Source organism: Moorena bouillonii PNG (assembly GCF_001942495.1).
Classification (GTDB): domain Bacteria; phylum Cyanobacteriota; class Cyanobacteriia; order Cyanobacteriales; family Coleofasciculaceae; genus Moorena; species Moorena bouillonii.
The window spans coordinates 6,413,179-6,437,836 of sequence record NZ_MKZS01000001.1; the positions used below are offsets into that span (position 1 = coordinate 6,413,179).

Below are 24,658 nucleotides of genomic sequence, written 5' to 3' on the forward strand. Positions count from 1 at the left end.
TTAAATCTCTATTATTTCTTCATCTATTGCCAGATTATCTGGAACTTGTAATACTCTATGATCTACCTCTAGATACTCAGTTACATTCTTAAAGCCCATAAAAGCGCTAATCAACTCTAATCCAGAAGGGTATAACAGTAAAACTCGTTCTCCTTGCCATTGCTGGAGATGGGCTGCGTACGCTGTTGTTTGTCTATCTAATTCGCCGTAAGTAAGACTCCCTGACTCAGTTTCTCCGTTTTCCAGAAAGATATAGGCTTGCTGATTAGGCATCGCTTGCGCTCTGTTGCCTAATAAATCCACTAAACTCAAGAATTTCGACTCCCCATTGGGGAAATAATTTACACAACTCGTCACTATGCTATTCCCTTAACAAGCAGTTCAAAAAAGTCAGATACCAATAATTATTTAATCAAGTTGTCAGTCCACAGTCAAGCCAAAGAACTAGTTGAATTCCTTAACTTACTCACGGCTCTTAACTAGCCTGAGTTTGTGCTCGAGCCAGGTGCTTATTAGGTCAGGGTATTCCCACCTTACTAAGCGCGATAAGTGAGTGATTGTGCTTTGAAAGTGAGAGCCTCGATCAGGGTTATATAGTAAGACCACACGATCAGGCAAGTTAATCGACCAATAATGCTTTCAGCGATCAGGCGGTTGGGTGGCAAATCCCTAGTTTTCGTGTTCTGCGATCGCCCTGATTGCCAAGTTGTGGTAAAACCATAGTTATTCTACTATATATCTCTGGGACAGGTGTGAATTTTTGAAACAAAACTTTACAAAATTCCGCCCATTTTTCCGATATTTATAGGGCTCTTCCGGACTTAACTATGCCGTCATGTTAGTTAAAACAACGAAGGATTGGTAAGACTGGGAGGAGCATCTGATGATACTAGAAAAACTCCATTCCTCAGGTAACTATGATGGGGTTAAATACCAGGTAGTTTTTCGATTAGTTGATGCCGCCGATTATGGCATTTTTTAATCCTGGTAACGGATGTTAATTGTTGGGATCAGATAATATTTAATTATCCAATATTATTTCCCGAAAAAACAACACTCGATAGCTTGTCGATTAGATTAAATTAAAAGCAAAAAAAATAGCCGTAGATATTATTTCTACGGCTATTTCAGTGCTGCAAACGCAATTGTATTGTCTATCAGTTTCCGAATCAATCCGGATGTAATCCTACCGGATCTGATCAGGGGGGAAACCCCCCCAGAAATTTAAGGTATTAACCCCAAGTCTTCGACTTGGTTGCAAAACTAATTACTTGCCCTGGAATGCCGGTCGGCTGCAAAGGGCTCCAGTCGGAAACCTTAGCATACCCCAATGCACAAAGGCCGTAAATAGTATTAATTACTGCTTCAGGAGAGCCCTTAATGGACTTAATACGTTGTTTCTTTGGGTTATTGTCTTGATTCGGAATAAAGTCTGTAGACATGAGTAAAAAACTAAATGACGTTTGCAATTATTATTGTAATGATTATATTTTTAATTGTCAATAATTTTGATGTTTTTTTTGAGGTATTTTGATGATAAATATAAAAAAAATAATTAAAAAGTTAGCTTTTTGCGCCGTGTTACCAAAGATTTTTTATGGAATTTTATTTCATAATATATAATTAATTATTTATTGTAATATCTGTATTTTAGCTACCTAATTTATTTATTTTATTATTGTATTTTTTCGAGAGTGACACCAGATAAATAGACTTCTTCTGTCACTCCTAAATCTTGGTAGCAGGAACAAACTTAGTCCCGGAAGCAGTCAAACTAGTGCAGGGGGGCAGAAATAATACCAATTCTTGAAAGTAGGACTACAGATCCAGATGGCAAAATGTCAATTTGAACCGAAAATCGCTACCCTAACTGGTAATAACCTTCTTTAGTTTCCTTATGGCTACCTTGCGCTTACATCTTCTCGGACCCAAACTAAGCAAGTGGATGATCATAGCATTATCCGCTGCTATACTCCCGTTATGTTTTGCTAGTGTGACCTTGTCCCAATCAAGTGATAATGATAATCCGAATCCATTGGAACTGACTGCTCCTGATCCCCTCCTTCCTTCGTTATCCCCAGAGGAACCTCTCAACCCTTCCGAACGTTCTAGACTCAACCAAGCTTTGGATGAACTGAATGCTGAAGCTCAAGCTGAATTCAAAGCTGGTAATCAATCCAAAGCCTTTGACATCTGGTATCGGGAAATCCGACTGCGGCGAGTGCTAGGGGATCCAGTGGCAGAAGTGCAAACCTTGGGCAGAGTAGGAGGAGTTGCCTGGAATGAAAATAATAAGCAGTCAGTGCAACTAATTACTGCACGGTTGGAAGAGATTCAGCAGGAAAATGAAGCAGAAGACTCGATCAATCTGCCACTCTTAAAAGCTTTGGGTAAGGCTTATGAACAGATCCGAGTGCCAGGACAAGCTTTGACAGTCTATGAGCAAATTCTCGCTGATGCTCGAAACGAGGGCGATATGGCAGCGGTTGAGGCTACCTTGAAGACTATGGGTGAATTGCACATGGCTTGGTTTGATTATCCCAAAGCAGCAGAAACCTATGAGGAATTACTGGCTCAAGCTCAGAATCAAGCTCAGAATCAACGCGATGTTCCTTTGGAACCGCTTCGCGAACGCATAAATGAAGAAGTGGCTTATTTACAACAGCTAGCTTATATCTACGACCAAGACCAACAACCAGACCAGGCATTGCCCAAAAAGCAGCAATTAGTGGACATTTACCTCAATCAAGGCAATGATACCCAGATTCCAGCCCTGAAAATTGCGATCGCATCTGACTACAACGCCCTCAATCAACCAGAAAAAGCTAGTCAAACCTATCAAGAAGCCTATTCCTTAGCCTGGTCTCTACAGCAGTTTGCCCATGCTAGCGAAGCACTACAACCTCTAGCACAACTTTACCTTACCTCTAAGCAGCCAGAGTTTGCCTTGCAAGTTTATGAGGTTTTGCTTCAAGTTGAACAACAGTCCTATAATTATTATGGCTTGATGAATACTTACGACAAAATTGGTCAAGTTTATCTGGATATGAATAACTATCCTCAAGCCTTAGCAGCATTTCAAAAGGGGCTAGACTTAGCTGAATCATTGCAGCATCGAGAAGCTTATTTTGTCAATAAAATTCAGATAGTGAATCGGCAAAATTTGTAGTATAATTTGATTTCGATAGTTGTTAAACTAACGACTATAGTACAGGGAATCGGGAATCGGGAATCGGGAATCGGGAACTTCCGATGAAGTAGTTATCGATTAAGTTGGTATCTTTATACCAATGGTGGAAATTAGGACTAAAGATCAATTTCATTTCCGTATCTCCCCATTTCCGTATCTCCCTATCTTCCCATCTCGGGAGCTAGACAACCGCCTCACTCTTCACCATTATCTGAATCATCAGAGTCGATCAACAAATACAACAATACACAAATAGCAGCAACAATACCTAACAATGGAGATTCAGTAGAGAGGGTTAGAACTAGTAACACAATTTCCAGAAGGGTTTGGAAGCTTTCGAGATTGTTCATGAAAATTGTTTCAGGTGAACTACAACTTCATCAAACCCTGAGGCTAAAGCAGTTCAGACCTTGGAAGCTATTGAGATCAGGTGACTTATGGCCAACTTATAATTGATTGCCGACTTGTACCTGAGTTGTACCTGAGTTGGGCTGAGTGACTATAAAAGATAGTTATAGTTTGAGTAGTTCATCGAACCGACAACTATGTCTCGCTCACTCAGAGTTCATCCAGAGTCTATTGACCAGGTTAAATTAGCTCTTAAGCGCAACGGTTATCCTCGCCAGAAAGACTTAGCTGAGGAATTGGAGATATCTCTATCAACCCTCAATAATTATCTCAATGGCCGACCTGTCGATAACCTGAATTTTCAAGAAATTAGTGAAAAATTGGGGCAAGACTGGAAAGCGATCGCTTTTCTAGATCAAGAAAGCGCACCAAGCAATAGCAACGTTAATCCAGATCCGTGGACACCGGATTTAGATCAGGACGAGTCTATCCCTGACGTTGACTATTATGTTGAACGCCCTCCTATTGAAACCACTTGTTATCAAACACTGTTACGTCCAGGTGCCTTGGTGAGAATTAAAGCACCAAGTCTAATGGGGAAGACCTTACTCATAGCTAGAGTGCTGAGAAAGTTGGTTGCCCAGCAGGGCTATCAAACTGTGTATATTAATCTGCACCTGGCTAACCACACTGACCTTGGCAATCTTAATTCATTACTTAAGTGGTTTAGCTTCTGTGTCAGTGAAAGTTTAGGATTAGCTAATCGATTAGCTGATTACTGGTACGAAGGATTATCGACCAGTAAAATGGCTTGTACCAACTACTTTGAACGGTATTTGCTAAGGCAGGTTAACAGGCCAGTGGTCTTATGTTTGGATGAGGTTGACCGAGTTTTTCCTCACCGTGATGTGGCATCGGACTTTTTAGGAATGCTAAGGGCTTGGCATGAGAAAGCCAAGATGGGTAAACGTTTAGAACGGCTCCGATTAGTGGTGGTTCATTCCACAGAAGTTTATATTCCCCTTAACCTTAACGAATCCCCGTTTAATGTTGGTGTTCCGATTGAGTTACCGGAATTGACCCAAGAGCAAATTATTGAATTAGCGCAACAATACCAACTTGATTGTACAGCATCTGAGGTTGAGCAATTGCAGGGCTTAGTAGGCGGACATCCCTATTTAATTGGCGAATGCTTTAACCATCTCAAATTTAATGGTACTGGTTCCCTCGAGAAAGTATTAAACAATGCTGCCACCGAAGCTGGGATTTATCGCAACCATCTACGACACCTCTGGCAGATGCTACAGCAACACCAAGCTTTGGCTGATGCTTTTAAAGATGTGATTGAGGCCAGTTGTCCTATTCCCTTAGAATCCCGATCAGCTTACAAACTACACAGTATGGGATTAGTTCATTTACAAGCACATCAGGTAACTCTCCGTTGTCAGTTATATCGGGAGTATTTTCAAGCGCGATTCCAGGAGACCCAATGATTGAAACCCAGACTATGCAAATCTATCAAGTAGGCGGCGCATTACCCCTTAATGCTAGCAGTTATGTCAAGCGTCAGGCCGATGAGGAGTTGTATCAATACCTAAAAGCAGGGGAATTTTGTTATGTCTTAAATTCCCGTCAGATGGGAAAGTCTTCCCTGAAAGTTCAAACAGTAAAACGGTTGCAACAAGAAGACATTGTTTGTGCTTCTATTGATATTACCATGCTGGGGTCGCAACAGATTCCCCCACGGGAATGGTATGGCGGTTTGATTAGTGGGTTGGTGTCTGAGTTAGAACTCTACGACAGGTTTGATGAATACCATTGGCTTCAACAGCACCAAAAGATTTCTCCGGTGCAGTGCTTTGGTAAGTTTATCAAAGAGGTATTGTTTGAATATATTGCTCAACCAATTGTTATTTTTATTGATGAAATTGATAGCGTTCTGCAATTAAGCTTCAAAGATGACTTCTTTGCCCTAGTTCGAGCCTGTTACAACAAACGGGCAGAAAATTCTGCTTATAATCGCCTTAGTTTTGTGCTTTTAGGGGTGGCTACACCGGGGGATTTAATTGGAGATAAAGACCGAACCCCCTTTAATATCGGACGGGCGGTGGAGTTACATGGCTTTCAACGCCATGAAGTTGAGCCGTTAGTTAGGGGATTGGCGGGACAGGTCAGCAACCCCCAGGCTGTTCTCCAGGAGATATTAGACTGGACAGGAGGACAGCCCTTTCTTACCCAAAAGCTGTGTCAGTTGGTGGTGAGTTCTGCCTCGGTTTTCGATCCCTTAAAAAAGGGGGAGAAGGCATGGATTGAGAAATTGGTGCGATCGCATATCATCTCGAACTGGGAAGCTACCGATGAGCCAGAACATTTGAAGACCATACGCGATCGCATCTTGAGTAATGAGCAACGGTCTGCCTACTTGTTGGAATTGTATCAGCAAGTGTGGCAACAGGGAGAAGTTGTTGCCAATAACAGTTTTGAGGAAGGTAAGTTACAGTTATCTGGATTAGTATTCAAGCAGAGAGTTGGAGCTTTTCCAGTTCTTAAAGTCTATAACCGTATCTATCATCAAGTCTTTAATCAGGACTGGATTGAGCAAGAATTAGCTGGATTACGTCCCTATTCGGAAGGGTTTAGGGCTTGGGTGGCCTCGGGATGTCAGGATGAGTCGCTGTTGTTGCGGGGGAAGGCTCTCAAGGATGCTCAAGCTTGGGCGAAAAGAAAGAATTTAAGTTATTTAGATCAACAGTTTTTGGCGGCTAGTGAAAAGAAGGGGATTGAGGAGCAAATCGCTCAAGAGAAGCTGGAAGCAGAATTAGACAGAGAGAGGAAGGATAGGGCAGCGACCCAGAAGATAAATCAGGTACTAACTGAGGCGAATCGGAAGGCTCAACGGCGGATTCAGATTGGCGCTGTGGTGCTAAGTATAGCTGTGTTGGGAGCAATTGTTTCAGGAGTAGTGGCAGGTAAGGAAGTGATCAGAGTACAGCAAGCTAAAGCTGCTCATAAAATAATCAAAGAAGATATCGAAACCATTAATCTGCTCTCTGAACTTGCTGCAGAACTCCAAAACAAGGGGCTGTCTTCTGAAGCACAAGAGGCATGGGTTCAAGTCAGTCAGTCTACACTAATCCGAGAAGACAAGCGCAATCTCAAGCAAGCCATGCTGTTAGCTTCGATTTCTTTAGCAAATCAGCAACTTAGTCAGAAGTATCAAGAATTTGAACAGGATAGTAAAGCAACGGAATGGCGGAATGAGGCTAGGCAAAGGATTAAACAGATCAAGAAAAACAATCTCTTACCCTCACCACCAAATTCAGATTTCCCCGAAGAATGGGCAATTCAGGTTCATGTCAAAAGAGTAGAAGGGAGCTTGTTGAGAACAGAAGGGAAGATAGAGGAAGCCTTAAAAGCTTACCAAAAAGCCTTTGATATCCTTGATAATGCTTGGCAAAAGTTTCCGAACGTTGATATCGATACAGAAACTCCTATACCTAGCTTTCTTCCTCAACAACAGTCAATACTCTCAACGAATGCCGTAGAAAATTTCCATCGAGAATACATTGAGTTACTATCTGAAAACGGTCAAGACTCTCAAATGGTCAAAGACTCTCTGTTGAATCACTTTCTCGCTGAACTTCACTTCTTTATGAAGTCGGGAAACTGGAAAGATGCTGAGCTAAAAAATGTTCGTATCATGCTTTACATCGCTGATCGAGAAAAAGAAGGTTGGCTCGATCTCAAACATATTGAACAATGTTCCTGCCAAAAGCTACGTACTCTTAACACCCTTTGGTTAAAACACTCAGATGGAAAGTTTGGCTTCAGTGTACAAAAGCAAATCTTGGACAAAATTATTGCTGAGCGTGGCTTACCCAAGGGAGAGTATGATGAATTATTAGATGAAACATGGTACGAGTGGTGGGAAAAAGTAAACTGGTATGCAGAAATTTTCAACAAAAACAAAGCGGAGGAAGGACACTTACCCTTGGCACCGTGGAACACCAAGGAAAATCGTACTGTGACTTTCCGGAGAGAAGACCCAGTGACGGATTGGCGCAAGTCTTTTCTTAGTGATCTATTCTCCCGTTGCGACTGGTAAACTTTAACATCCTGTAGCTAACCGCTCAAACTATAACCTTAAAAATTATAATTTTAAGGTTAACTTGGCGGTCATTTCATCTCTAATTATCCCATTCTTCCGGATCATCAATCATGCCGGGATTAATTAGGGTAATATCATACTCATCGACTTGATCTACTGGATCAGTTGGCGTATTCTCTCGCTTCAGTAGATAATATTTAGCACTGACCTTAGGGGCAAAAATTACCTCATCTTCATCTTCGAGATCATGGGCTTGAAGCTTACGACCATTGATTAAAATGCCATTGGCACTAGTCTTACCTTTGAGGTTACCATCAAAAATTCGGTAGTAGGGACTGCCATCAGAACGTCTACGCCTGACTAAGGTGGCATGTCGGCGAGACACAAACTTTGAAAACAGGCGGATATCAGACTCTGGATCTCTACCGATAGAATATACCTCCTCTTCCAAAGGAATCTGCTTGCTTCCTTTGTCATCCTCAATAATCAGTAAATGGTTGTGGTCAGATTGTGTAGCCATGAATCGCTCGTGATCAAAAGGGTAATTGCTTGAGAACAATGCTCTTATTTACTTACATTGGCACAGGTCTCAATCAGCTTGCGACTGACTTAGGTACTGATTTACCTAGAAAACCTCTCCTGAGTGGTGAGCATTACCTGATTATCTGTTATTCAACCATTGAATCAATAAAAGTCAAAAACTAGACACCAAGCTGACTCTATGGTGGTTGCTTCCAATGACCCAGAGAAGTATAGCTTTCTGAAACCTTGCTGCTGTGGATGGTTTACTATAGGTATTCAAGCGGACTTGCACTAATTCCGTAAACGGGTTAGCAACAGTGAGTTTGTGACAACACTAACTGAGCTGAAAGCCATGAAGGCACCAGCAGCAGCAGGAGAAAGTACCATCCCAAATCCTGGTAGTAGCCCACCAGCGGCTATGGGAATACCCAATATATTGTAACCGAATGCCCAAAACAGATTCTGGCGGATTTTGTTGAAGGTTGCTCGTGATAGGTCTATGGACTTGACCACATCGAGCAAGTTATTACCAATCAGAATAATTCCTGCTGTTTCCGCTGCCACATCGGTTCCCCCATGCAAGGCAATCCCAACATCAGCTTGTGCTAGAGCTGGACTGTCATTGATGCCATCTCCCACCATAGCGACACAGTGTCCCTGGTCTTGGAGGTTTGCGATCGCATTAGCTTTGCCATCAGGAAGCACCCCAGCGATAACATCTTCTGGCTCTATTGACAAAGTTTTGGCCACAGCAGCCGCTACTTCCGGTCTGTCACCAGTTAGCATCATCACCCGCAATCCCAGGTCTTTGAGGTGTTCTACTGTTTCTTTAGCCTCGACTCTCGGAAGATCATTCACACCAATTAATCCAGCTAGTAGCCCATCAACGGCTACATAAACTACTGTTTTACCCCCATCTGCCAAAGCCTTGACTTCAGCTTGAGCAGTATCACTAATCGTAACATCCTGCTTACTCAACCAGTCTGCACTGCCAAGCACTACCCGTTGGTTTTCTACTAAAGCTGATAGTCCCAATCCTGGTTCTGTGTAAAAATCTTGAGCCCCTAATATCGGTAACTGTTGCTGTTGAGCTTCGGTAACAATTGCGCTACCTAAGGGATGGGATGTGCCACTTTCTGCTGCTGCTGCCAGTTGCAGCAATTGGCTAGCAGAAGATACAGCAATGGTTTTCGTAGCAATCCCGCTCTGTTGATCATTCTCTGTTTCAGGTTGAATCAGCAGGCAATCGGTAACCGTGGGTTGACCCTGAGTTAGGGTACCGGTTTTGTCAAAAACCACAGTATCCAGCCGATGCACCTGTTCTAAAATGTCACCACCTTTGATTAATAAGCCCCGCTTTGCCCCCAGGCTGGTACCGACTAGAATGGCGGTAGGTGTGGCTAGACCCAAGGCACAAGGACAAGCAATCACTAAAACTGCGATCGCTAATTTCAAACTCAACAGTAATGGAGAAGCCGCCATGGTTGACCAGACCTCCGGCCAGATTCTAGTTCCAGCCACGTACCAAAATAGGAACGTTAAAAATGCGATCGCCATCACCCCATAGGTAAAATACCCTGCTACTAAATCTGCTAACTGCTGTACTGGCGCTTTCCGAGTTTGCGCTTCCTCCACTAGTGCTACAATTTGTGCCAAAGTAGTTTCTCTACCAGTACGGGTTGCCTTTACCACCAGCACTCCCGATTTATTCAACGTGCCACCAGTAACCATGTCCCCTGGTTGCTTCAATACTGGTAGAGATTCCCCAGTCAGCATTGACTCATCAATCGATGAGACTCCCGTAATCACTTCCCCATCGACAGGAACTTTTTCCCCAGGTAATATCCTTAACCATTCTCCCACCCGGACTTGCTCCACAGGAATTTCGATCCCCGCTTGATCACCTTCTTTACTGTCTAATGTTCCAATCAACCGGGCTACCTGAGGCTGTAGGGATAGCAAAGACTCAAAGTCAGCAGTAGCTTGATATCTTGCTCCTTGCTCTAAGGTCCGACCTAAAAGAATAAAACCCAGCAACATCACTGGCTCATCAAAGAAACATTCCCATCCCAGGTTAGGGAATAGTAATGCCACACAGCTAGTGGTGTAAGCCGTCACCGCCCCCAGTCCGATCAACGTATTCATATTGGGAGCACCGTGCCACAAACCGCGCCCACCCTCTACGATAATAGAGCGTCCCGGAAGTAGTAGCGCTAGAGTTGCCAATGCCCAATGGAACCACAACGTACTCAATACTGGCAGCATTGGTCCATGGAACCAATGACCGATATGTCCTAATGTAGAGAAGACAATCAGGACAGCAGCAATCGCTAGTTGTTGGCGGTATGCTCTGGCTTCTTGCTCATGTCTCTGGGCTGGTGTTAACCTATCCTGGCTCTTAGTTCCCTTTTCAGTTTCAGGTAAACGGGGTTGACTAGGAAACCCTTTTGATGTAAGCAACTCAGCTAGGACAGTTGGTTCCACCTCACCAGCTTGATACTCTACCACAGCTACCCCAGTTACCAGATTCACACAGGCTTTCGATACCCCAGGGTTACTGCTCAGTTGCCGTTCCACCACACCAACACAACCAGCACATTTCATGCCAGTTACATCTAATGTGATCGTTTCTACAGGCAAACCTGGTTGGTTTAAAGTAGTCTTGGCGGAAGTTGGGATAGATTTTGGCATAGATTTGGTGAACAGCTTCAGGAATATTGGCAATGCCTAGATGATTAAGAAGAACACATGCCTCTTATTTCCAGCTTAGGCTAAGAGCTGCTCAACTAGGCTACAGGTTTTTGTTAATGGTTATCATTATTTTGGTGTTTATGTAAATGACGACAGCAGGAGACTTGGAAAAAAAAAGCTTCCCCAGCTTAGATAATTCAGATCGCACTAACTTAAGGGTTTCGACAAGTTTTGGACGTGTTAATAGTTGATAAAAAAAGCCCTAAATAGATTAACTGTGCCAGTAGCTTAGTCTTGAAATTGCGATTGACCTTGGCCTTTTGGCCAAAAGGCCAGGGAATTATGAAGGAGAATATCAAGGAAATATGAAGTAAATATGAAGTATTTCAAGAAACGAGCACTTATGATTTTACTCTCATGAAGGGAATTTCCTTGAAAATCTAGTAAGTCTGACTTGTAAGTCTCAACTTAGACAAACAAAATGACACAAAAATATACAGAAGCGGACACAGAAGCGTTTTACGATCACGAAGACAGCATGTATCGTAGCTTCTGGGATTCTGAAGGCAGTTTACATTGGGGCTATTTTGACAACTTAGCCGACGCTCGTGCTCAAGACTTTGTCCCAGCTTGCCATCGTTGGAATGAATATATGCTCGCCTGCAGTGGGCTGACTACTGAATCTCGGGTACTTGATATCGGTTGCGGCAACGGCAACACCGCTATCTGGCTAGCCCAGCAGACAGGATGTGAAGTTGTCGGCATTGACATCAGTGCAGTCCGCGTTGACAATGCCAAGGCATTAGCTCAGGAGTATCCCTCCCTACACCTGTCCTTTCAGAAAGCATCAGTATACTCAATCGAGTAGAGTTTAACATCTTTGAAACAGAACCAATGGTTGCTCTAGTGCTGAAAAAGCACTAATTGCTGATAGTTTAAGGGGAAATCATGGCTACACCATGCAAATACTATGACGTTCCATTAAAAAAGCTGAACTCAAAAAATGCTGAAGGATTAGGAAATGTATTTACAGATTTTGAAGATGTTGAAGTAGAGTTGTGTAAATGGCCAAACCCAGGAAAACGACCTCTTATTTCTAGGGGGGGTTATGGCACATTTATTGAAGACGAGTTCAAAGTATATTGGCGTGGTTCTACAGTGCTTTCCGGTGACCATAAAAGTGCTCGCGGTGGAGCAGCAGGAAAGGCTGTAGTTGATCCTGAAACTAACTCTAACTATGTGCTAGTGCATTGGCTTAGCGCCCATCTAGATGCAGGAGAGGCTTTTATTCCTAAAAATGGTGAACCTAGCATCTTTCTATTAGCTCCTCCTGGGGACAATGTCAAAGCAGAAGATTTTGTAGCGCTTTACTCCGATGGTAGTTACGGCATATCAATTCATCCTGGAGTATGGCACACAGCTCCCTTACCACTGTCTGGAGAAGTAGTCTATAAAAATAAACAAGGCAGTATCTATGCTACCGTAGATTGTCTATTGTTGAAGGAGCAAGATACTTGTCTAAAGATTCCCCTTCGTAAACCTGAAGAAGACTGAGAAGATAGATAGCAAACACAGCACGGAATGGATAGAAACAGATGATTTTATATAATTTGAAGTGCAAGTATTTCCCATAGCCGCTTCTAAAGGAGCTAGAGCGCCAGTTAAGTAACTGTTAAACTGGCTATTTCAATGGATAGAAAGGGATAGGGCGGGAGGGAGAAAGGTAAATCGATGTATTTTCCGGAAAATAGTGATGTATCAAAAAATGTGTTAACTTCGATTCGATGACTAGATAGCTGCTAAAAAGCGCCTATTTAGTCATAATTGTGAACGAAAAAAGAATCCTATTTCGAGACTTATAAGTCACTGATTAACCGAAATTATTCAAAACCGAAATTACTTAGGTTTTAGGTTTTTGGTGATTAAGGGAGTAACGGTATAGCAATCTCAAATAGAGATCGTAAAATGCCAATGGCTAAGTCCAGAAATAGGCTCGTTCAAGTCAATTGAATTTTAATTCATTCAACTCAATGGAGGAGAAATCATGGCGACCATCAAACTAATGCACGCCAAGCTACATCGGGTGCGTGTGACTGAGGCAAACCGCCACTATGTGGGCAGTGTCACCATTGACTCCGACTTGCTGGCACAGGTAGGGATTTTACCCCTCGAAGAAGTAGAAATTGTCAACATTGACAATGGCAATCGCTGGTCAACCTATGTTTTGCCAGGAGAAGCAGGTTCAGGACAAATTTGTCCCAATGGAGGGGGAGCGCTACTGTGCAAAGAGGGAGATACCTTGATTATCTGGGCAAACGAGCAATGCGATCGCGCTGAAATTTTGAGTAGCGGACACCAAGCGCGGGTACTGATTGCTGACGAAAACAACTGCTGTCAGGAAGTGTTTTACCAGACTCTGACCCCTACTCTCAGCCCTAATGGAGAGACACTGGAATACAACGGCTATCAAACCACTAACGGCAAACAATTGACGTCTAAGTCAAAGGTAATGGTGGGGGCTGAAGCCTAGTTCTCAAATAAATGGAAACCAAGTAAGACAAAGGATAAAGGTGAAACATGACAACCCTACTTCGGCAACTCAAAGCCGCTTTTCGGATCGAATCAGTTGCAGTGACCAACAACGGTGTACAAGTCACTTGGAAAGATGGTCATCACAGCTTTTACCATAATCTCTGGCTGCGGGATGCTTGCCACTGTCCCGAATGCTTCCAGCGGGATACATTGAGCCTTAACAGCTCAGAAGGGGAAGGACATGACCCCCTGAAAATGCCACTCAATCCCATCACTGAAGCGGTCAAGATCGATCGTGAAGGCAATTTGGATATAGTCTGGGGCGGTCAAGAACCTGGACATCACAGTGTATTCGATCCATCTTGGCTGCGAGTTCACTGTCAAACAGACCCCGCCCTCAAACAGCGACGAAAACCCCAACTGTGGGATTCATCAGTGTCCATCCCTCATTTTGATTACCACGAAGTGATGAAAGACGATTGGGCACTGTTGCTGTGGTTGGACAAGATGCTGGAATTGGGAGTAGTCATCATTGACAACGTGCCCAAGAATCGAGAAAGTTTTCAGGCACTGATAGAGCGGATTGGACCGATCCAAGAACGATATCATCCCACCCATATCTTTACCTTGGATACAGCAAACAAACTGGCAGGGAATATTCACCACGCCTATCAGTATATGAAACGTTTAGATAATCACACAGACCATGTATCTTACAACGTTCCTCCCAGACTGCAATTTCTCGGATGTATCCAATACGATAACCCAGACAATGACAAACAGGCTTATTCTACCCTAGTGGATGGGTTCAAAATTGTCGAAGTTCTCAGAACCCAACAGCCAAAATTCTTCGAGTTGCTGACCACAGAGTATGTGCCAACAGGTCGCCGTCGCCTTGGTGTAGAAGAAAAGGTATCTAAGCATGAAATTGGCACCAAGAAGTACCAATGGGAAACTTATCATCGCCAGCATGTAATTAATTTGGATGAAACCGGTGAAGTCTACCAGATTCGTCACCATGAAAAAGACCGAGTGCCACTAGAGGTTTCTCCTGATAAGATTCAAGACTTATATGCAGCCTACCAAGCATTTACGGCACTAGCTGAAGCTCCTGAATATAACGCCGAATTTCTGATCGCTCCGGGACAAGTATTAGTTAACGACAACTGGCGATTACTCCACGGGCGTACCGCCATTCATAATCCTCAGCTGCGACGAGTTTTACTGGGAGCCTACATGAAACCAGAAACATTCCGTAGCAGACGGCGACTGTTACTAGGCAAAAAAAGCGGTATGTCAGATATCTGGTTAATGGGATGCTCAGACCGTGCTTTAGAAATTCTGGCAGACCGCACCACAATCTAAAGAAACCAAATACATTAGGAGCTTGATAAATAGGAGCTTGAAATTAAAATGACCACGCTACTTCGACAACTCAAACCTTCTTTTCGCATCGAATCCATAGCAACCCATGACAATGGTGTAGAGATCACTTGGAAAGATGGCCATCAAAGCTTTTACCATCATCTCTGGCTCCTAGATAGCTGTCGCTGTCCTAAATGCTTTCAGCGAGATACCTTAAGCCTCAATAATAGTGGACATGACCTCCTCAAAATTCCTTTAAACCCAACTCCTCAAGAGGTGACAATTGATCCTGAAGGCAATTTGGATATTGTCTGGGGTGGTCAAGAAACAGGGCATCACAGTGTATTCGATCCTTCCTGGCTACGAGTTCATTGTTACGATGACCCAGCCCTTAAACAAAAATCAAAACCTCAACTTTGGGATGCATCAGTATCTATCTCTTATTTTGATTATCATGAGGTGATGAATGATGACGACGTTTTATTGTCCTACCTGAATCAGCTCGTCGAACTAGGGGTAGCAGTAATTGAGAATGCTCCAAATGACGAACAAAGCTTTCGGGCATTGGTGGAACGGGTGGGGCCTTTACGACAACGTTATCATCCCACCAATGTATTTACTATGGATAGAAAGAACGCAGTTGCTCAGGCTATCCAACATTCTTATCAATTGGGACGTTTAAGAAATCATACAGACGTTACTGCCTACGATATTCCCACTGGAATCCAATTTCTGCAATGTACCCTCTACGACAACCCGGATAACGACAGACAAGCCTATTCCACCGTCGTTGATGGTTTCAAATTAGCAGAGGTAATCAAAACAGAAAACCCCTACTTCTTTGAGCTACTTACCACAGAATATATACCAGCAGGTCGCCGACGACTGTCTGTGGAGGAGAAACTATCGGAAAATGATTCCAGCGCTCGGAAATACGAATGGGAAGCTTACCGGCGTAATCATCTAATTAACTTGGATGAAAATGGAGAAGTGTATCAGATTCGGTATAACCACAACACCAGGATACCCCTAGAGGTTTCCTACGATAAAATTCAAGACCTATTGACAGCCTACCGAAGATTTGCCCAACTCTTACAAGATCCTGACTATAATGCCGAATTTCTACTGACTCCCGGACAGGTATTAGTAGTTGACAACTGGCGAGTGCTCCATGGACGTACCGGTATCTGGAGTCCTTTGCTGAAACGAAGCTTGCTAGGAGCCTACTTGGAGGAAGAAACCTTCCGCTGTAGACGGCGAATTTTGCTAGGGGAGAAAACTGGGATGTCAAACCTGTGGTTAATGGGATGCTCAGACCGTGCTTTGGAAATTCTCGCAGATCGCTATGTTTGAGATCATCGAATAATCTTAATTGATGGGAAGCGAAGCGCTCTCAACAACAGACAGCGCTTGCATCAGAAGATTAACGCTATTTTTAGGGCGCACAAACGTGCGCCCTAACTATTATAATAGTTGCTGAATATCACAAATTAGTAATTTGTTACTAACTAATATGCCAGTTATTAAACTGGCACAAGCAAAAAAAATTTTTACCCTCTGATTTTACTATACCTTTCCGAGGAATTGTTAAAGCAGACATAATATGACTTAAGGGTGAGATGCTGATTGCATTAACAGGGATTGGGCATGGTAACCCAGTCATTAGCTGTTTCCTGTCGAACTAACCAAGGACATTAATATCCTCTTGACTCTAACTGTTATAAGCGGAGGATTCTGCCCAATTTTGTCAAAGATTTGGCCGTAATCCCAGGCTCTAGTATTGAATATGAATATATAGTGGAAGAGTCTTGAGCTTGGTAGGGCTAACAACAGCTAGCTTGAAACGTCCTAATCACTCCTCCTAGGCAGGAGTGTACTTGAACTAACAAATACCAATCACGACTCACCAATCACGACTCACCAATCACGACTACTGCCACCATTTCATCTATGAGGGAAACTGATGGTCTTATCTTTGAAAATCGTACATGATACCTTCCTAAAACAGCAACCCGTACCCAGCCAGAAGATCGAAAATGAAGAGGATAAAGTTTGGGTCAAAAAAGGCAGGGAACTAGAGCTGCACAGCTGGGTAGACCTCAAAGAAGAGAAGTCTTACCTGCGGATTGCTTTGACCAAAGATGAATTTAATGGCAAGAATACCTGGTACGTCTACGAACCCCATGTGGAGGTTTGGGATGATGACAAGCAGTTGTTCCCTAAGAAAATATCCATCAAGGTCAGGAATGTTACCTCCTGCTCTACAGAAGTGGTTCGGGGGCTAGACAAGCAGATTATTGATGAAATGAACCGACTGATCCCGAATGTACTAATCAGCTTTGATGATTTAGATGTGCAACTAGGTCCTGCTGTCTGGGCTATGCTCCAACCCGCTGCCAAAAGAGCCCTCGAACGTGCTATTCAAGACCGGGGCGTTCCCATGGTAATTAATTCAGCCTATCGGACCATTGCGCAGCAATTAATACTATATAACCACTACAGAAATCGCCGTTGCGGTATTCCCATTGCTGCCCGTCCGTCTCGCAGTAATCACCAAAGTGGTCTAGCCATTGATATTTCAGATTACCTGAGGTGGCGACCTTACCTCCAGAAGTACGGCTGGCGATGGCTCGGTTGGGGGGACCCAGTTCATTTCGACTACGTAGGCAGAGGTACCCGAGACATTCGCGCCCTAGCAGTGCGGGCATTCCAGCGAGTTTGGAACCGCTATAATATCAATGACCGGATTTCCGAAGATGGTTCCTACGGACCATCAACCGAGAGACGACTAAACAATAGTTTTTCAGAAGGGTTTTCGATCTCGGTACCCTCCAAGAAAGAATCTGAGAAGTCAATACAATTTCGGGTACTGCGCCTAAGCCAACCTTACATGAAGGGAGAAGACGTACGTGCTATTCAACAAGCCTTGGCCAAAGCAGGCTATAGTCTGGATGTGGATGGTGTCTATGGACGAGGTAGCGAGGCAGTTGTAAAGCAGTTCCAACAACAAAACGGTTTAGATGTAGATGGAATTGTCGGCCCAGCAACCCGTGCCAAAATGGGACTTTAATTGAACACCATTGACCCTAACCGAATGGTAATGGTCAATGGCGAAACAATCTATCATTCATTCATTCAGAAGTTCCAGAGGTATTCATCATTCCTAAATCATCATTGATGGTTTCATTTATTATTTCTCCGTAACTGACAATTTAAATGCGAAATGCGTAAGCTATTAGCACGATTTTTTAAAGCAATCTACCGAATTATTTTCCGACCAAAAAACGGTAAACTAAGGAGAAGAAACCCACCCATGGCACGTATTATAATTTCCGCTGGTCATGACCTCAAAGACCCGGGAGTAGTGGCTTTAGGCACAACAGAGTCTCGGGAAATGATACTTACCCGTAATGAAATTGTTAAAGAGCTGGAATTACGGGGAGTAGATTGTATAGTTGTTCCTGACTCTCTCAGTCGTCGAGACACAATTCGATGGATCAATGCCAATGCTGTGCCTGGTGACGTAGCCTTGGAAATCCATGGTAATGCCTTTAACGGTTCCCTGCGAGGGGCTGAAGCCTTTTACATCTATGGTAACGATGAAAGGCAGCTGGATGCTCAGCTCTTACTGAATGCCTTACTCCAAGAAATTCCTGAACTTCCCAGTCGTGGCATTCAAGCGGATATCCACTCTCCCAATCGGCGCGGCTTATCCTTTTGTCGTCAGGTAGCAGTCTCTTCCGTACTGATGCAGTTGTGTTTTCTCGACAATCCTCAAGACCTAGAGTTACTGCAAAATCAGCGGGAAAAATTTGCCAAAGGGATTGCTCAAGGATTAATTAAATGGAGCGGTCAGACTCCAAAAACTCCTGAGTTTCCTACTATCAATATCTTTATTAAACAACAGAAGTATGACGAAAAAGGGATTTTAATTAATAGCAATGCCTTTATCCCCGTTGATTTAGTGGAAATGCTCGGGATTAGCCTAACTGATCGAGAAAATATTCGCCAAATCAGTTATGGAAATGTTGTCTATGTCAAAGCGGTAGACTTACAGGAGTTTAATATAGCTGCATCCTGGGAAAATCAGACAAAAACTGTTATTTTAAATTCACTTCCCCGCACCTTACTGGAAGATGGTGATCAAATTATGGGGATGGGAAATGCCACTGAAAGCCAATTGAAAAGCTTTCTTGAGAAAAACAATGAAGACGGTTTAAAACAATTTCCTGACTTACCCAGACTTTACATAGAAGAAGCGGAAAATGAGGGAGTGAACCACGATGTTGCTTTCTGTCAGATGTGTCTGGAAACCGATTATTTACGCTTTGGAGGTAAGGTCAAACCTGAGCAGAATAACTTCTGTGGATTGGGTACCGTTGAGGCTAGTGCTGCTGGTGCTACGTTTCCTGACCCGAAAACAGGAGTTAAAGCTCACATTCAGCACCTGAAGGCATATGCCAGTACTGATATGATTAACGAGACCCCGATAGTAGACCCTCGTTTTGAATATGTGCCCAGAGGTGTTGCTCCTTCAGTTTATGACTTAGGCAGACGTTGGAATCCAGATTTGGAGTACGGGAATCAGATTATGGTATTTATTAAACAGCTTTATGGTGTTTTTTGAAGGATGAAGAATGTCACACGTCATACTTCACACTTAATACTTAACACTTGATACTTGACAGTTCATACTTACAGCGTTTTTCATAACTATCAGGTACACAGGATTTTTTACCTCTTACCTGTTCCCTGTTCCCTGTTCCCTGTTGCCTGTTCCCTGTTCCCTAAAAGCCAGGAATTTGTACCTCACCCAATTGTAAACCGCTGTAATTCTTAACTACTCCCTAAAACAAACAAACTCAGAAGCGTACCACTATTCCAGAGACTATGGAGCAGCATGGGAGCTAGGAGATTACGCGATCGCGTGTAAACGAATCCCAAGACAATTCCCAATGTGGCTAGGGGTAGGACTTCTGAGAGACTCAAATGAGCGATCGCAAAAATCAGACTACTTAATGCGATCGCTCCCCAAACTGGTAGATAACGAGTCAAAGAGGGCAACAAGAACCCTCGAAAGATTATCTCTTCAAACAATGGTGCTGCCACAGCTGCTGTCAGAAAGAATATGATCAAAGCTATGCTGTCCTGTCCCTCCAAAGCTAGGGGCAACAGTGGGTTACTACCGCCGTTTCCTTGCCATAACTGTTGGTTAATCAGAGATACCACAATCACCAAGGGGAGTGCTATCAAATAGCCACCGACTCCCCAGACAATCCAGTTGCTGCGCCACTTGAAGCTAAACCAATCCTCTGGCAGGGGCAAAAAGGGCTTAATGGAAAGATACATCACTAACAAGCCCCCAAATGCCATGATTAGGTAAGTTAGCAACACATAGAAAGCACTCATCTGTACCGTAAAATTGGCTGGGTTAATTCCAACAATCCCCAGTGACAAACCAATTAAAACCGGTAACAGCAGTTGACCGATAGCGAAAAAACCAAAAATCAGCACTTGCCAAATAATTTCCCCATCCCAAGCTGTTTTCCATGGGACATTATGATTGGTTGCTATCAGGGATTGCTTACCTTGAAACAACAACTGACCAACCAAGCACACTAAGATTAGCAAACCCAATAGGGTATTAAATCCTGGCATGACAGCGATAACGAATAATTTGACAATTGCTTGTTCAGCCGTTTCTTGTTCTTGGGTTTGGAGTGACAATAGGTCATCTTGGCGCTGCTGCACTTGATACAGCTGACTCAACGCCCGATAGCGGAACCAATTATCTAAATTTTGTTCAATTTTTTCCTCAGCATCTGGTAGTACCAGGGGTGGCTCACTCCATAGACCCATTAATACCCCAGCAGTTTCTAATGAGCCATTAGAGTATGTCTGTTTATCCCAGGTTTCAATAGCAGCATCGGTTTTTCCTTGTTGAGCTTGGAGAATGCCAATACGCAAATCCAGCCGAGCAATCAGCTGTTCGATGTCAGACAATGACTGTTGCAATTGCTGTTGCTGGGAGGGATAGGCGTTTTGGGTCAGGGGAGTAGCTGGTGATTGTGATTGCCCTCTATCGTTCGGTGTGGTTACCTTCCCTATGGAAAATTTTTGGAGTTTGGTCAGAACCTTTGACTGATTGGTCTGAGCCAATTGACGGGCTGTTTCATACTGTTTTTGAGCAGATTGAAACGGCTCAGCACCAATCAAAGCATTTCGAGCCACAGTCCAATCTACCTTAGACTCCTGATTAGACTGCTCAGATGCAGCAGAATCAGGGTTTGTGTTCTGCCACTCCCAGCCATGGAGTACTAGATTGGTTTGGCGAAGTTCCAGACTAGTTTGAATCTGGGGCTGACCCCAGCTTTCTACCAGAGAAAGGCCAATTCTAGCGATCGCAAAAATCGTCAGTACAATCAAAACCAACCGTTTTATAGTCATCGAACCCCCCAACACACAAGCATTTTGCTTATTAGTCACTAGTTATTTGTTGGTAGTCAACGGACAAGTAACCAATAACTAGTCACCAACTGTACACTGCCACTTTAGGGATAATCTAGCTAGGTTAGAATGACCTTGATGATTCGGAATCATCTGAGTATACCCAGTATACATTTGTCACCCTAGCTGACCCGGCTGAACCACATACCTGCTCATGGAGGAATAAAAGATTGGCTACCCGCGTCGTTATTGTCCGTCACGGTCAAAGTACTTACAACATTCAGCAGATCATTCAAGGACGCAGTGATCAGTCAGTCTTGACCGACAAAGGTCGTGCTGATGCCCAAAAAGTTGGTACTGCCCTCAGTAGCCTCAGCTTTGATGCCATCTACTGCTCCCCTTTACAACGGGCAAAGCAAACCGCAGAGATTATCCTATCCTATTTGCCAGACGCTCCCCAGTTACAGCCATCAGATCAGCTGATGGAAATCGATTTACCCCTTTGGCAAAATCTGCAAAAGAACGAAGTTTTGGAAAAATTCCCAGAAGACTACCAGCACTGGAAAGAACGCCCCCATGAATTTTCCATGGTCATTCCCACAGCGGTCGGGTCTAAAGAACACTTTCCCGTGCTTGAACTGTATAAACAAGCAGAGCAGTTTTGGCAAGAGGTTATCCCCCTCTATCAAGGAGGTACGATTTTAATCGTAGCCCATAATGGTATCAATCGCTGCTTAATTAGCAGTGCCATTGGGGTAACTCCTGCTCGTTACCATAGTATCAGGCAATCCAATTGTGGCATCAATGTGCTAAATTTCACTGGTGGTTGGGGAGAAACCGTACAATTGGAATCCCTCAATCAAACCTCCCACTTGGGGGAAACATTGCCAAGAAGGGGAGATATTGACCAAGGGTTGCGTCTGTTGTTGGTGCGCCATGGTGAAACCGATTGGAATCGTGCGTCTCGCTTTCAGGGACAGATTAATGTGCCTTTAAATGACAATGGTCGTAAACAAGGACAGCAGGCGGCTGAGTTTCTCAAAGATATCCCCATTGATTTTGCAGTCAGTAGCCCCATGCTGCGTCCTAAGGAAACTGCTGAAATTATTCTCCAGTCTCACCCCAATGTCAATTTGCAACTTGATGATGGACTCTGGGAAATCAGTCATGGCTTATGGGAGGGCAAATTAGAGTCAGAGATAGCCCAAGAGTATGGTGAATTGCTGCATCAGTGGAAAGTTGCCCCAGAAACGGTACAAATGCCAGAAGGAGAGAACCTACAGGATGTTTTGGAAAGAGTAGTGGCATCCTGGAATGGGATAGTTAAATCAGCTACGGCATCTGGTTCTGGATTTCAGACTGGCTTAGTGGTGGCTCATGATGCTATCAATAAAGTAGTACTTTGTGACATTCTTGGCTTGAGTCCAGCATTAATTTGGAATATCAAGCAGGGAAATGGGGCTGTCAGCGTCATTGATTATCCCCAAGGCTTAGACAAAGCGCCAGTATTGCAAGCGATGAATATCACCACACACCTATCTGGAGGTGTATTGGATAAAACAGCGGCTGGTGCGCTGTAGCTAAACAATAGGATCAAGTCCCATGCTTTGGGGTAAGTATGTTGAAGGTTGGTTGAAGGTTGACCCTAAGCAAAGCGTGTTACAGTCAACCTCGCCGACAAAGGATGCTTACGGCGAACAACCTTCAACATTAACTTGATGTAGTCAACAGCAAACTGCTAAATGCAAAACTCATCAACACCACACAAGCAAATCCGCACCCATGTTTTCATTTCCGGAAGAGTTCAAGGAGTTGGTTATCGCTACGCCACAATGCTTCAAGCTAAGCATCTAGGGGTGAACGGCTGGGTCAGAAATCTTCTTGATAAGCGTGTGGAAGCAGTGTTTGAAGGGAACACCGCAGCAGTAGAAGCTATGGTGCGTTGGTGTCATAGCGGACCGTTAAATGCTGTGGTTGACAATGTGGTGGTTAAGAATGAGACACCGGAAGGTTTGCAGGGATTTGAAATTACCCACTAATCGGTATAGTTGAGCTTGGTTGTAAATCCGTTTTCGTAGCGTGACCGTAGGTCAATCCCATTGATAACTAAAAATTAACATCTACTAGTCTAGACTAGTAGATTCTAGACTAGTAGATGTCAGGATTATGGAATTTCCTATGTCTACAGAAGATGCTCCCATCAATAATGCTGTCTTAGTCACCATCATTGGTGAATCAGTAATTAGAGAAAGCCTTGTCAAGCTAATCAAAAGCCACGGGGCTACTGGTTATACTGTTAGTGATGTACGGGGAGAGGGGGGTCATGGCAGACGTCTAGGAGATATTCCGGGCTACAACACCAATGTTGAAATTAAGACGATCGTATCCCGGGAAGTGTCTGATGCAATTCTGCGTGCTATAGCCGAATACCGGAATCGTCACGCCTTAATTGCCTACCGACAGGATATAGAAACGTTAAGTAATTAAAGCAGCGATCAAGTTATCACAAGTAATTACCAGTAAGTTAATCTAACCAATCATCGATTTTCTGGCTCCGATACACACGCCTAGACTTTGGACTTCCCTGACTCTTACTGCCAGTGCTACTTTCACTAGGTTCGGTGGTTACAGGATTAACTTCCCGTTTATATAAATCTGACTTACGATATTGGTTCTTTAATGGTGATTGCTTCTGGGGTTTAGGCTTGGGGTGTCTATTTTTCCAACCGAGAGTTCTTTGTAAAGAGCGCAATTGGGCATGAGCTTCATTGATTTGTTGCAACTTGCAGTGAGCTTTCTGTTGTAGCCGGGGATTACCAGAAAAACGGTCAGGATGCCATACCCAGGTCAAATCGAGGTAGCCCTGGTGAATCTCCTCCTGTGAAGCTCCAGGCTCCAGCTCCAAGATTCTGTAGTATTTCTCTACCTCTAACATTTACAATATCCTCTTCCGACAGTGACAGGAAAATCAATTAGTAGACACAAATAAGCCCAAACAAACTTGTTGGGGCAAATGTCAGCTATCAGCTTAAGCGCTACGCGCACGCTACGCGAACAGCTACCAGCTATCAGCTAATAGCTGACACTTTTATAGCTACTTACTTAGTTCAGGATAAAGGCATCTTATTTTGAAATACCTACTCGATCTAAGAGTAATACGATAAGTATTTTTGCTTATTATTTTTGTTATCTTATCTGAGTAAGGCTTCTAACATTTAGATGCTTTTGTTCTGCTACTTAGTCAAATAAACAATAAATTTAAGTCTGAATTAATTGCAAGTAAATTGCAGCAAAAAAACACATCAATTTAAGAAATATATAGTTTCTAGTCTTTAGTTAACGTAAGTTCATAGTTTGACAGCAAACCTCTACAGCATTGATTAGCCCTGATTAGGTATAGCAGAAGTCAGAAGTCAGAAGTCAGAAGTCAGAAGTCAGAAGTCAGAAGTCAGAAG

General features: G+C 43.4%; 20 protein-coding genes. 13 read left to right on the top strand and 7 right to left on the bottom strand.

Annotated features, from left to right (window positions below; translation table 11 throughout):
- Together BJP37_RS26125 and BJP37_RS26130 are read right to left on the bottom strand one after the other, a co-directional pair.
- Entirely contained in the window at window positions 1-357 is a 357-nt protein-coding gene (locus tag BJP37_RS26125; RefSeq protein ID WP_158069785.1) for a hypothetical protein, read from the bottom strand.
- Window positions 358-1,232: 875 nt separating this feature from the next.
- Window positions 1,233-1,442: a hypothetical protein gene (locus BJP37_RS26130; protein WP_075903212.1), complete on the bottom strand. Its 210-nt coding sequence runs from the start codon at window positions 1,440-1,442 to the stop codon at window positions 1,233-1,235.
- 455 nt (window positions 1,443-1,897) lie between these two features.
- Here BJP37_RS26130 and BJP37_RS26135 point away from each other — a divergent pair, with 455 nt between their 5' ends.
- Window positions 1,898-3,169 carry a tetratricopeptide repeat protein gene (locus tag BJP37_RS26135; protein ID WP_075903214.1) on the top strand — a complete coding sequence of 424 codons (1,272 nt, stop codon included), beginning with the start codon at window positions 1,898-1,900 and terminating at the stop codon, window positions 3,167-3,169.
- A gap of 215 nt (window positions 3,170-3,384) precedes the next feature.
- Here the strand turns inward: BJP37_RS26135 and BJP37_RS40105 are convergent, their stop codons facing one another.
- Window positions 3,385-3,540: a hypothetical protein gene (locus BJP37_RS40105; protein ID WP_158069786.1), complete on the bottom strand. Its 156-nt coding sequence runs from the start codon at window positions 3,538-3,540 to the stop codon at window positions 3,385-3,387.
- Window positions 3,541-3,735: 195 nt separating this feature from the next.
- Between BJP37_RS40105 and BJP37_RS26140 the strand changes: the two genes are divergently transcribed.
- Both BJP37_RS26140 and BJP37_RS26145 read left to right on the top strand, forming a co-directional pair.
- Window positions 3,736-5,031 carry an AAA-like domain-containing protein gene (locus BJP37_RS26140; protein WP_075903216.1) on the top strand — a complete coding sequence of 432 codons (1,296 nt, stop codon included), beginning with the start codon at window positions 3,736-3,738 and terminating at the stop codon, window positions 5,029-5,031.
- Window positions 5,028-7,643: an AAA-like domain-containing protein gene (locus BJP37_RS26145; RefSeq protein WP_075903218.1), complete on the top strand. Its 2,616-nt coding sequence runs from the start codon at window positions 5,028-5,030 to the stop codon at window positions 7,641-7,643. Before BJP37_RS26140 ends, BJP37_RS26145 begins: the two co-directional genes overlap by 4 nt.
- An 82-nt stretch (window positions 7,644-7,725) precedes the next feature.
- Here the strand turns inward: BJP37_RS26145 and BJP37_RS26150 are convergent, their stop codons facing one another.
- Both BJP37_RS26150 and BJP37_RS26155 read right to left on the bottom strand, forming a co-directional pair.
- A complete protein-coding gene (locus BJP37_RS26150) occupies window positions 7,726-8,166 on the bottom strand; it encodes an FHA domain-containing protein (RefSeq protein ID WP_198954185.1) in 441 nt (146 codons plus the stop codon).
- Window positions 8,167-8,459: 293 nt separating this feature from the next.
- On the bottom strand, window positions 8,460-10,859 hold the full coding sequence (locus BJP37_RS26155) for a heavy metal translocating P-type ATPase (protein WP_075903222.1): 2,400 nt from the start codon (window positions 10,857-10,859) through the stop codon (window positions 8,460-8,462).
- 481 nt (window positions 10,860-11,340) lie between these two features.
- On the opposite strand from BJP37_RS26155, the gene BJP37_RS26160 reads away from it, so the two are divergent.
- The 7 genes from BJP37_RS26160 to tftA all read left to right on the top strand — a co-directional run bounded on the left by BJP37_RS26160 (window position 11,341) and on the right by tftA (window position 19,383).
- Window positions 11,341-11,727 carry an SAM-dependent methyltransferase gene (locus tag BJP37_RS26160; protein WP_075903224.1) on the top strand — a complete coding sequence of 129 codons (387 nt, stop codon included), beginning with the start codon at window positions 11,341-11,343 and terminating at the stop codon, window positions 11,725-11,727.
- A gap of 80 nt (window positions 11,728-11,807) precedes the next feature.
- Entirely contained in the window at window positions 11,808-12,413 is a 606-nt protein-coding gene (locus BJP37_RS26165; RefSeq protein ID WP_075903226.1) for an ureidoglycolate lyase, read from the top strand.
- 490 nt (window positions 12,414-12,903) lie between these two features.
- On the top strand, window positions 12,904-13,389 hold the full coding sequence (gene panD, locus BJP37_RS26170) for an aspartate 1-decarboxylase (RefSeq protein ID WP_075903228.1): 486 nt from the start codon (window positions 12,904-12,906) through the stop codon (window positions 13,387-13,389).
- A 47-nt stretch (window positions 13,390-13,436) separates the two neighbouring features.
- Window positions 13,437-14,756 (top strand): TauD/TfdA family dioxygenase, encoded by a 1,320-nt coding sequence (locus BJP37_RS26175; RefSeq protein ID WP_075903230.1) that lies wholly within the window; start codon window positions 13,437-13,439, stop codon window positions 14,754-14,756.
- A 48-nt stretch (window positions 14,757-14,804) separates the two neighbouring features.
- Window positions 14,805-16,109: a TauD/TfdA family dioxygenase gene (locus tag BJP37_RS26180; protein WP_075903232.1), complete on the top strand. Its 1,305-nt coding sequence runs from the start codon at window positions 14,805-14,807 to the stop codon at window positions 16,107-16,109.
- A 610-nt stretch (window positions 16,110-16,719) separates the two neighbouring features.
- On the top strand, window positions 16,720-17,826 hold the full coding sequence (locus BJP37_RS26185) for a peptidoglycan-binding protein (protein WP_143727804.1): 1,107 nt from the start codon (window positions 16,720-16,722) through the stop codon (window positions 17,824-17,826).
- Window positions 17,827-18,069: 243 nt separating this feature from the next.
- Entirely contained in the window at window positions 18,070-19,383 is a 1,314-nt protein-coding gene (tftA, locus tag BJP37_RS26190; protein ID WP_075903234.1) for a hormogonium tapered terminus morphoprotein TftA, read from the top strand.
- Window positions 19,384-19,592: 209 nt separating this feature from the next.
- Here tftA and BJP37_RS26195 read toward each other — a convergent pair whose 3' ends face one another.
- On the bottom strand, window positions 19,593-21,203 hold the full coding sequence (locus tag BJP37_RS26195; RefSeq protein WP_075903236.1) for a CPBP family intramembrane glutamic endopeptidase: 1,611 nt from the start codon (window positions 21,201-21,203) through the stop codon (window positions 19,593-19,595).
- A 230-nt stretch (window positions 21,204-21,433) separates the two neighbouring features.
- Between BJP37_RS26195 and BJP37_RS26200 the strand changes: the two genes are divergently transcribed.
- The 3 genes from BJP37_RS26200 (at window position 21,434) to BJP37_RS26210 (ending at window position 23,690) form a co-directional block, all read left to right on the top strand.
- Complete coding sequence (locus tag BJP37_RS26200) at window positions 21,434-22,783, top strand: histidine phosphatase family protein (RefSeq protein ID WP_075903238.1); 1,350 nt, start codon at window positions 21,434-21,436, stop codon at window positions 22,781-22,783.
- Between the two features lie 162 nt (window positions 22,784-22,945).
- Window positions 22,946-23,242, top strand: coding sequence for an acylphosphatase (locus BJP37_RS26205; RefSeq protein ID WP_070395102.1), 297 nt, complete (start codon window positions 22,946-22,948; stop codon window positions 23,240-23,242).
- A gap of 139 nt (window positions 23,243-23,381) precedes the next feature.
- A complete protein-coding gene (locus BJP37_RS26210) occupies window positions 23,382-23,690 on the top strand; it encodes a P-II family nitrogen regulator (protein ID WP_075906479.1) in 309 nt (102 codons plus the stop codon).
- A gap of 37 nt (window positions 23,691-23,727) precedes the next feature.
- Here BJP37_RS26210 and BJP37_RS26215 read toward each other — a convergent pair whose 3' ends face one another.
- A complete protein-coding gene (locus tag BJP37_RS26215) occupies window positions 23,728-24,138 on the bottom strand; it encodes a J domain-containing protein (RefSeq protein ID WP_075903240.1) in 411 nt (136 codons plus the stop codon).
- Between the last annotated feature and the right edge of the window lie 520 nt (window positions 24,139-24,658).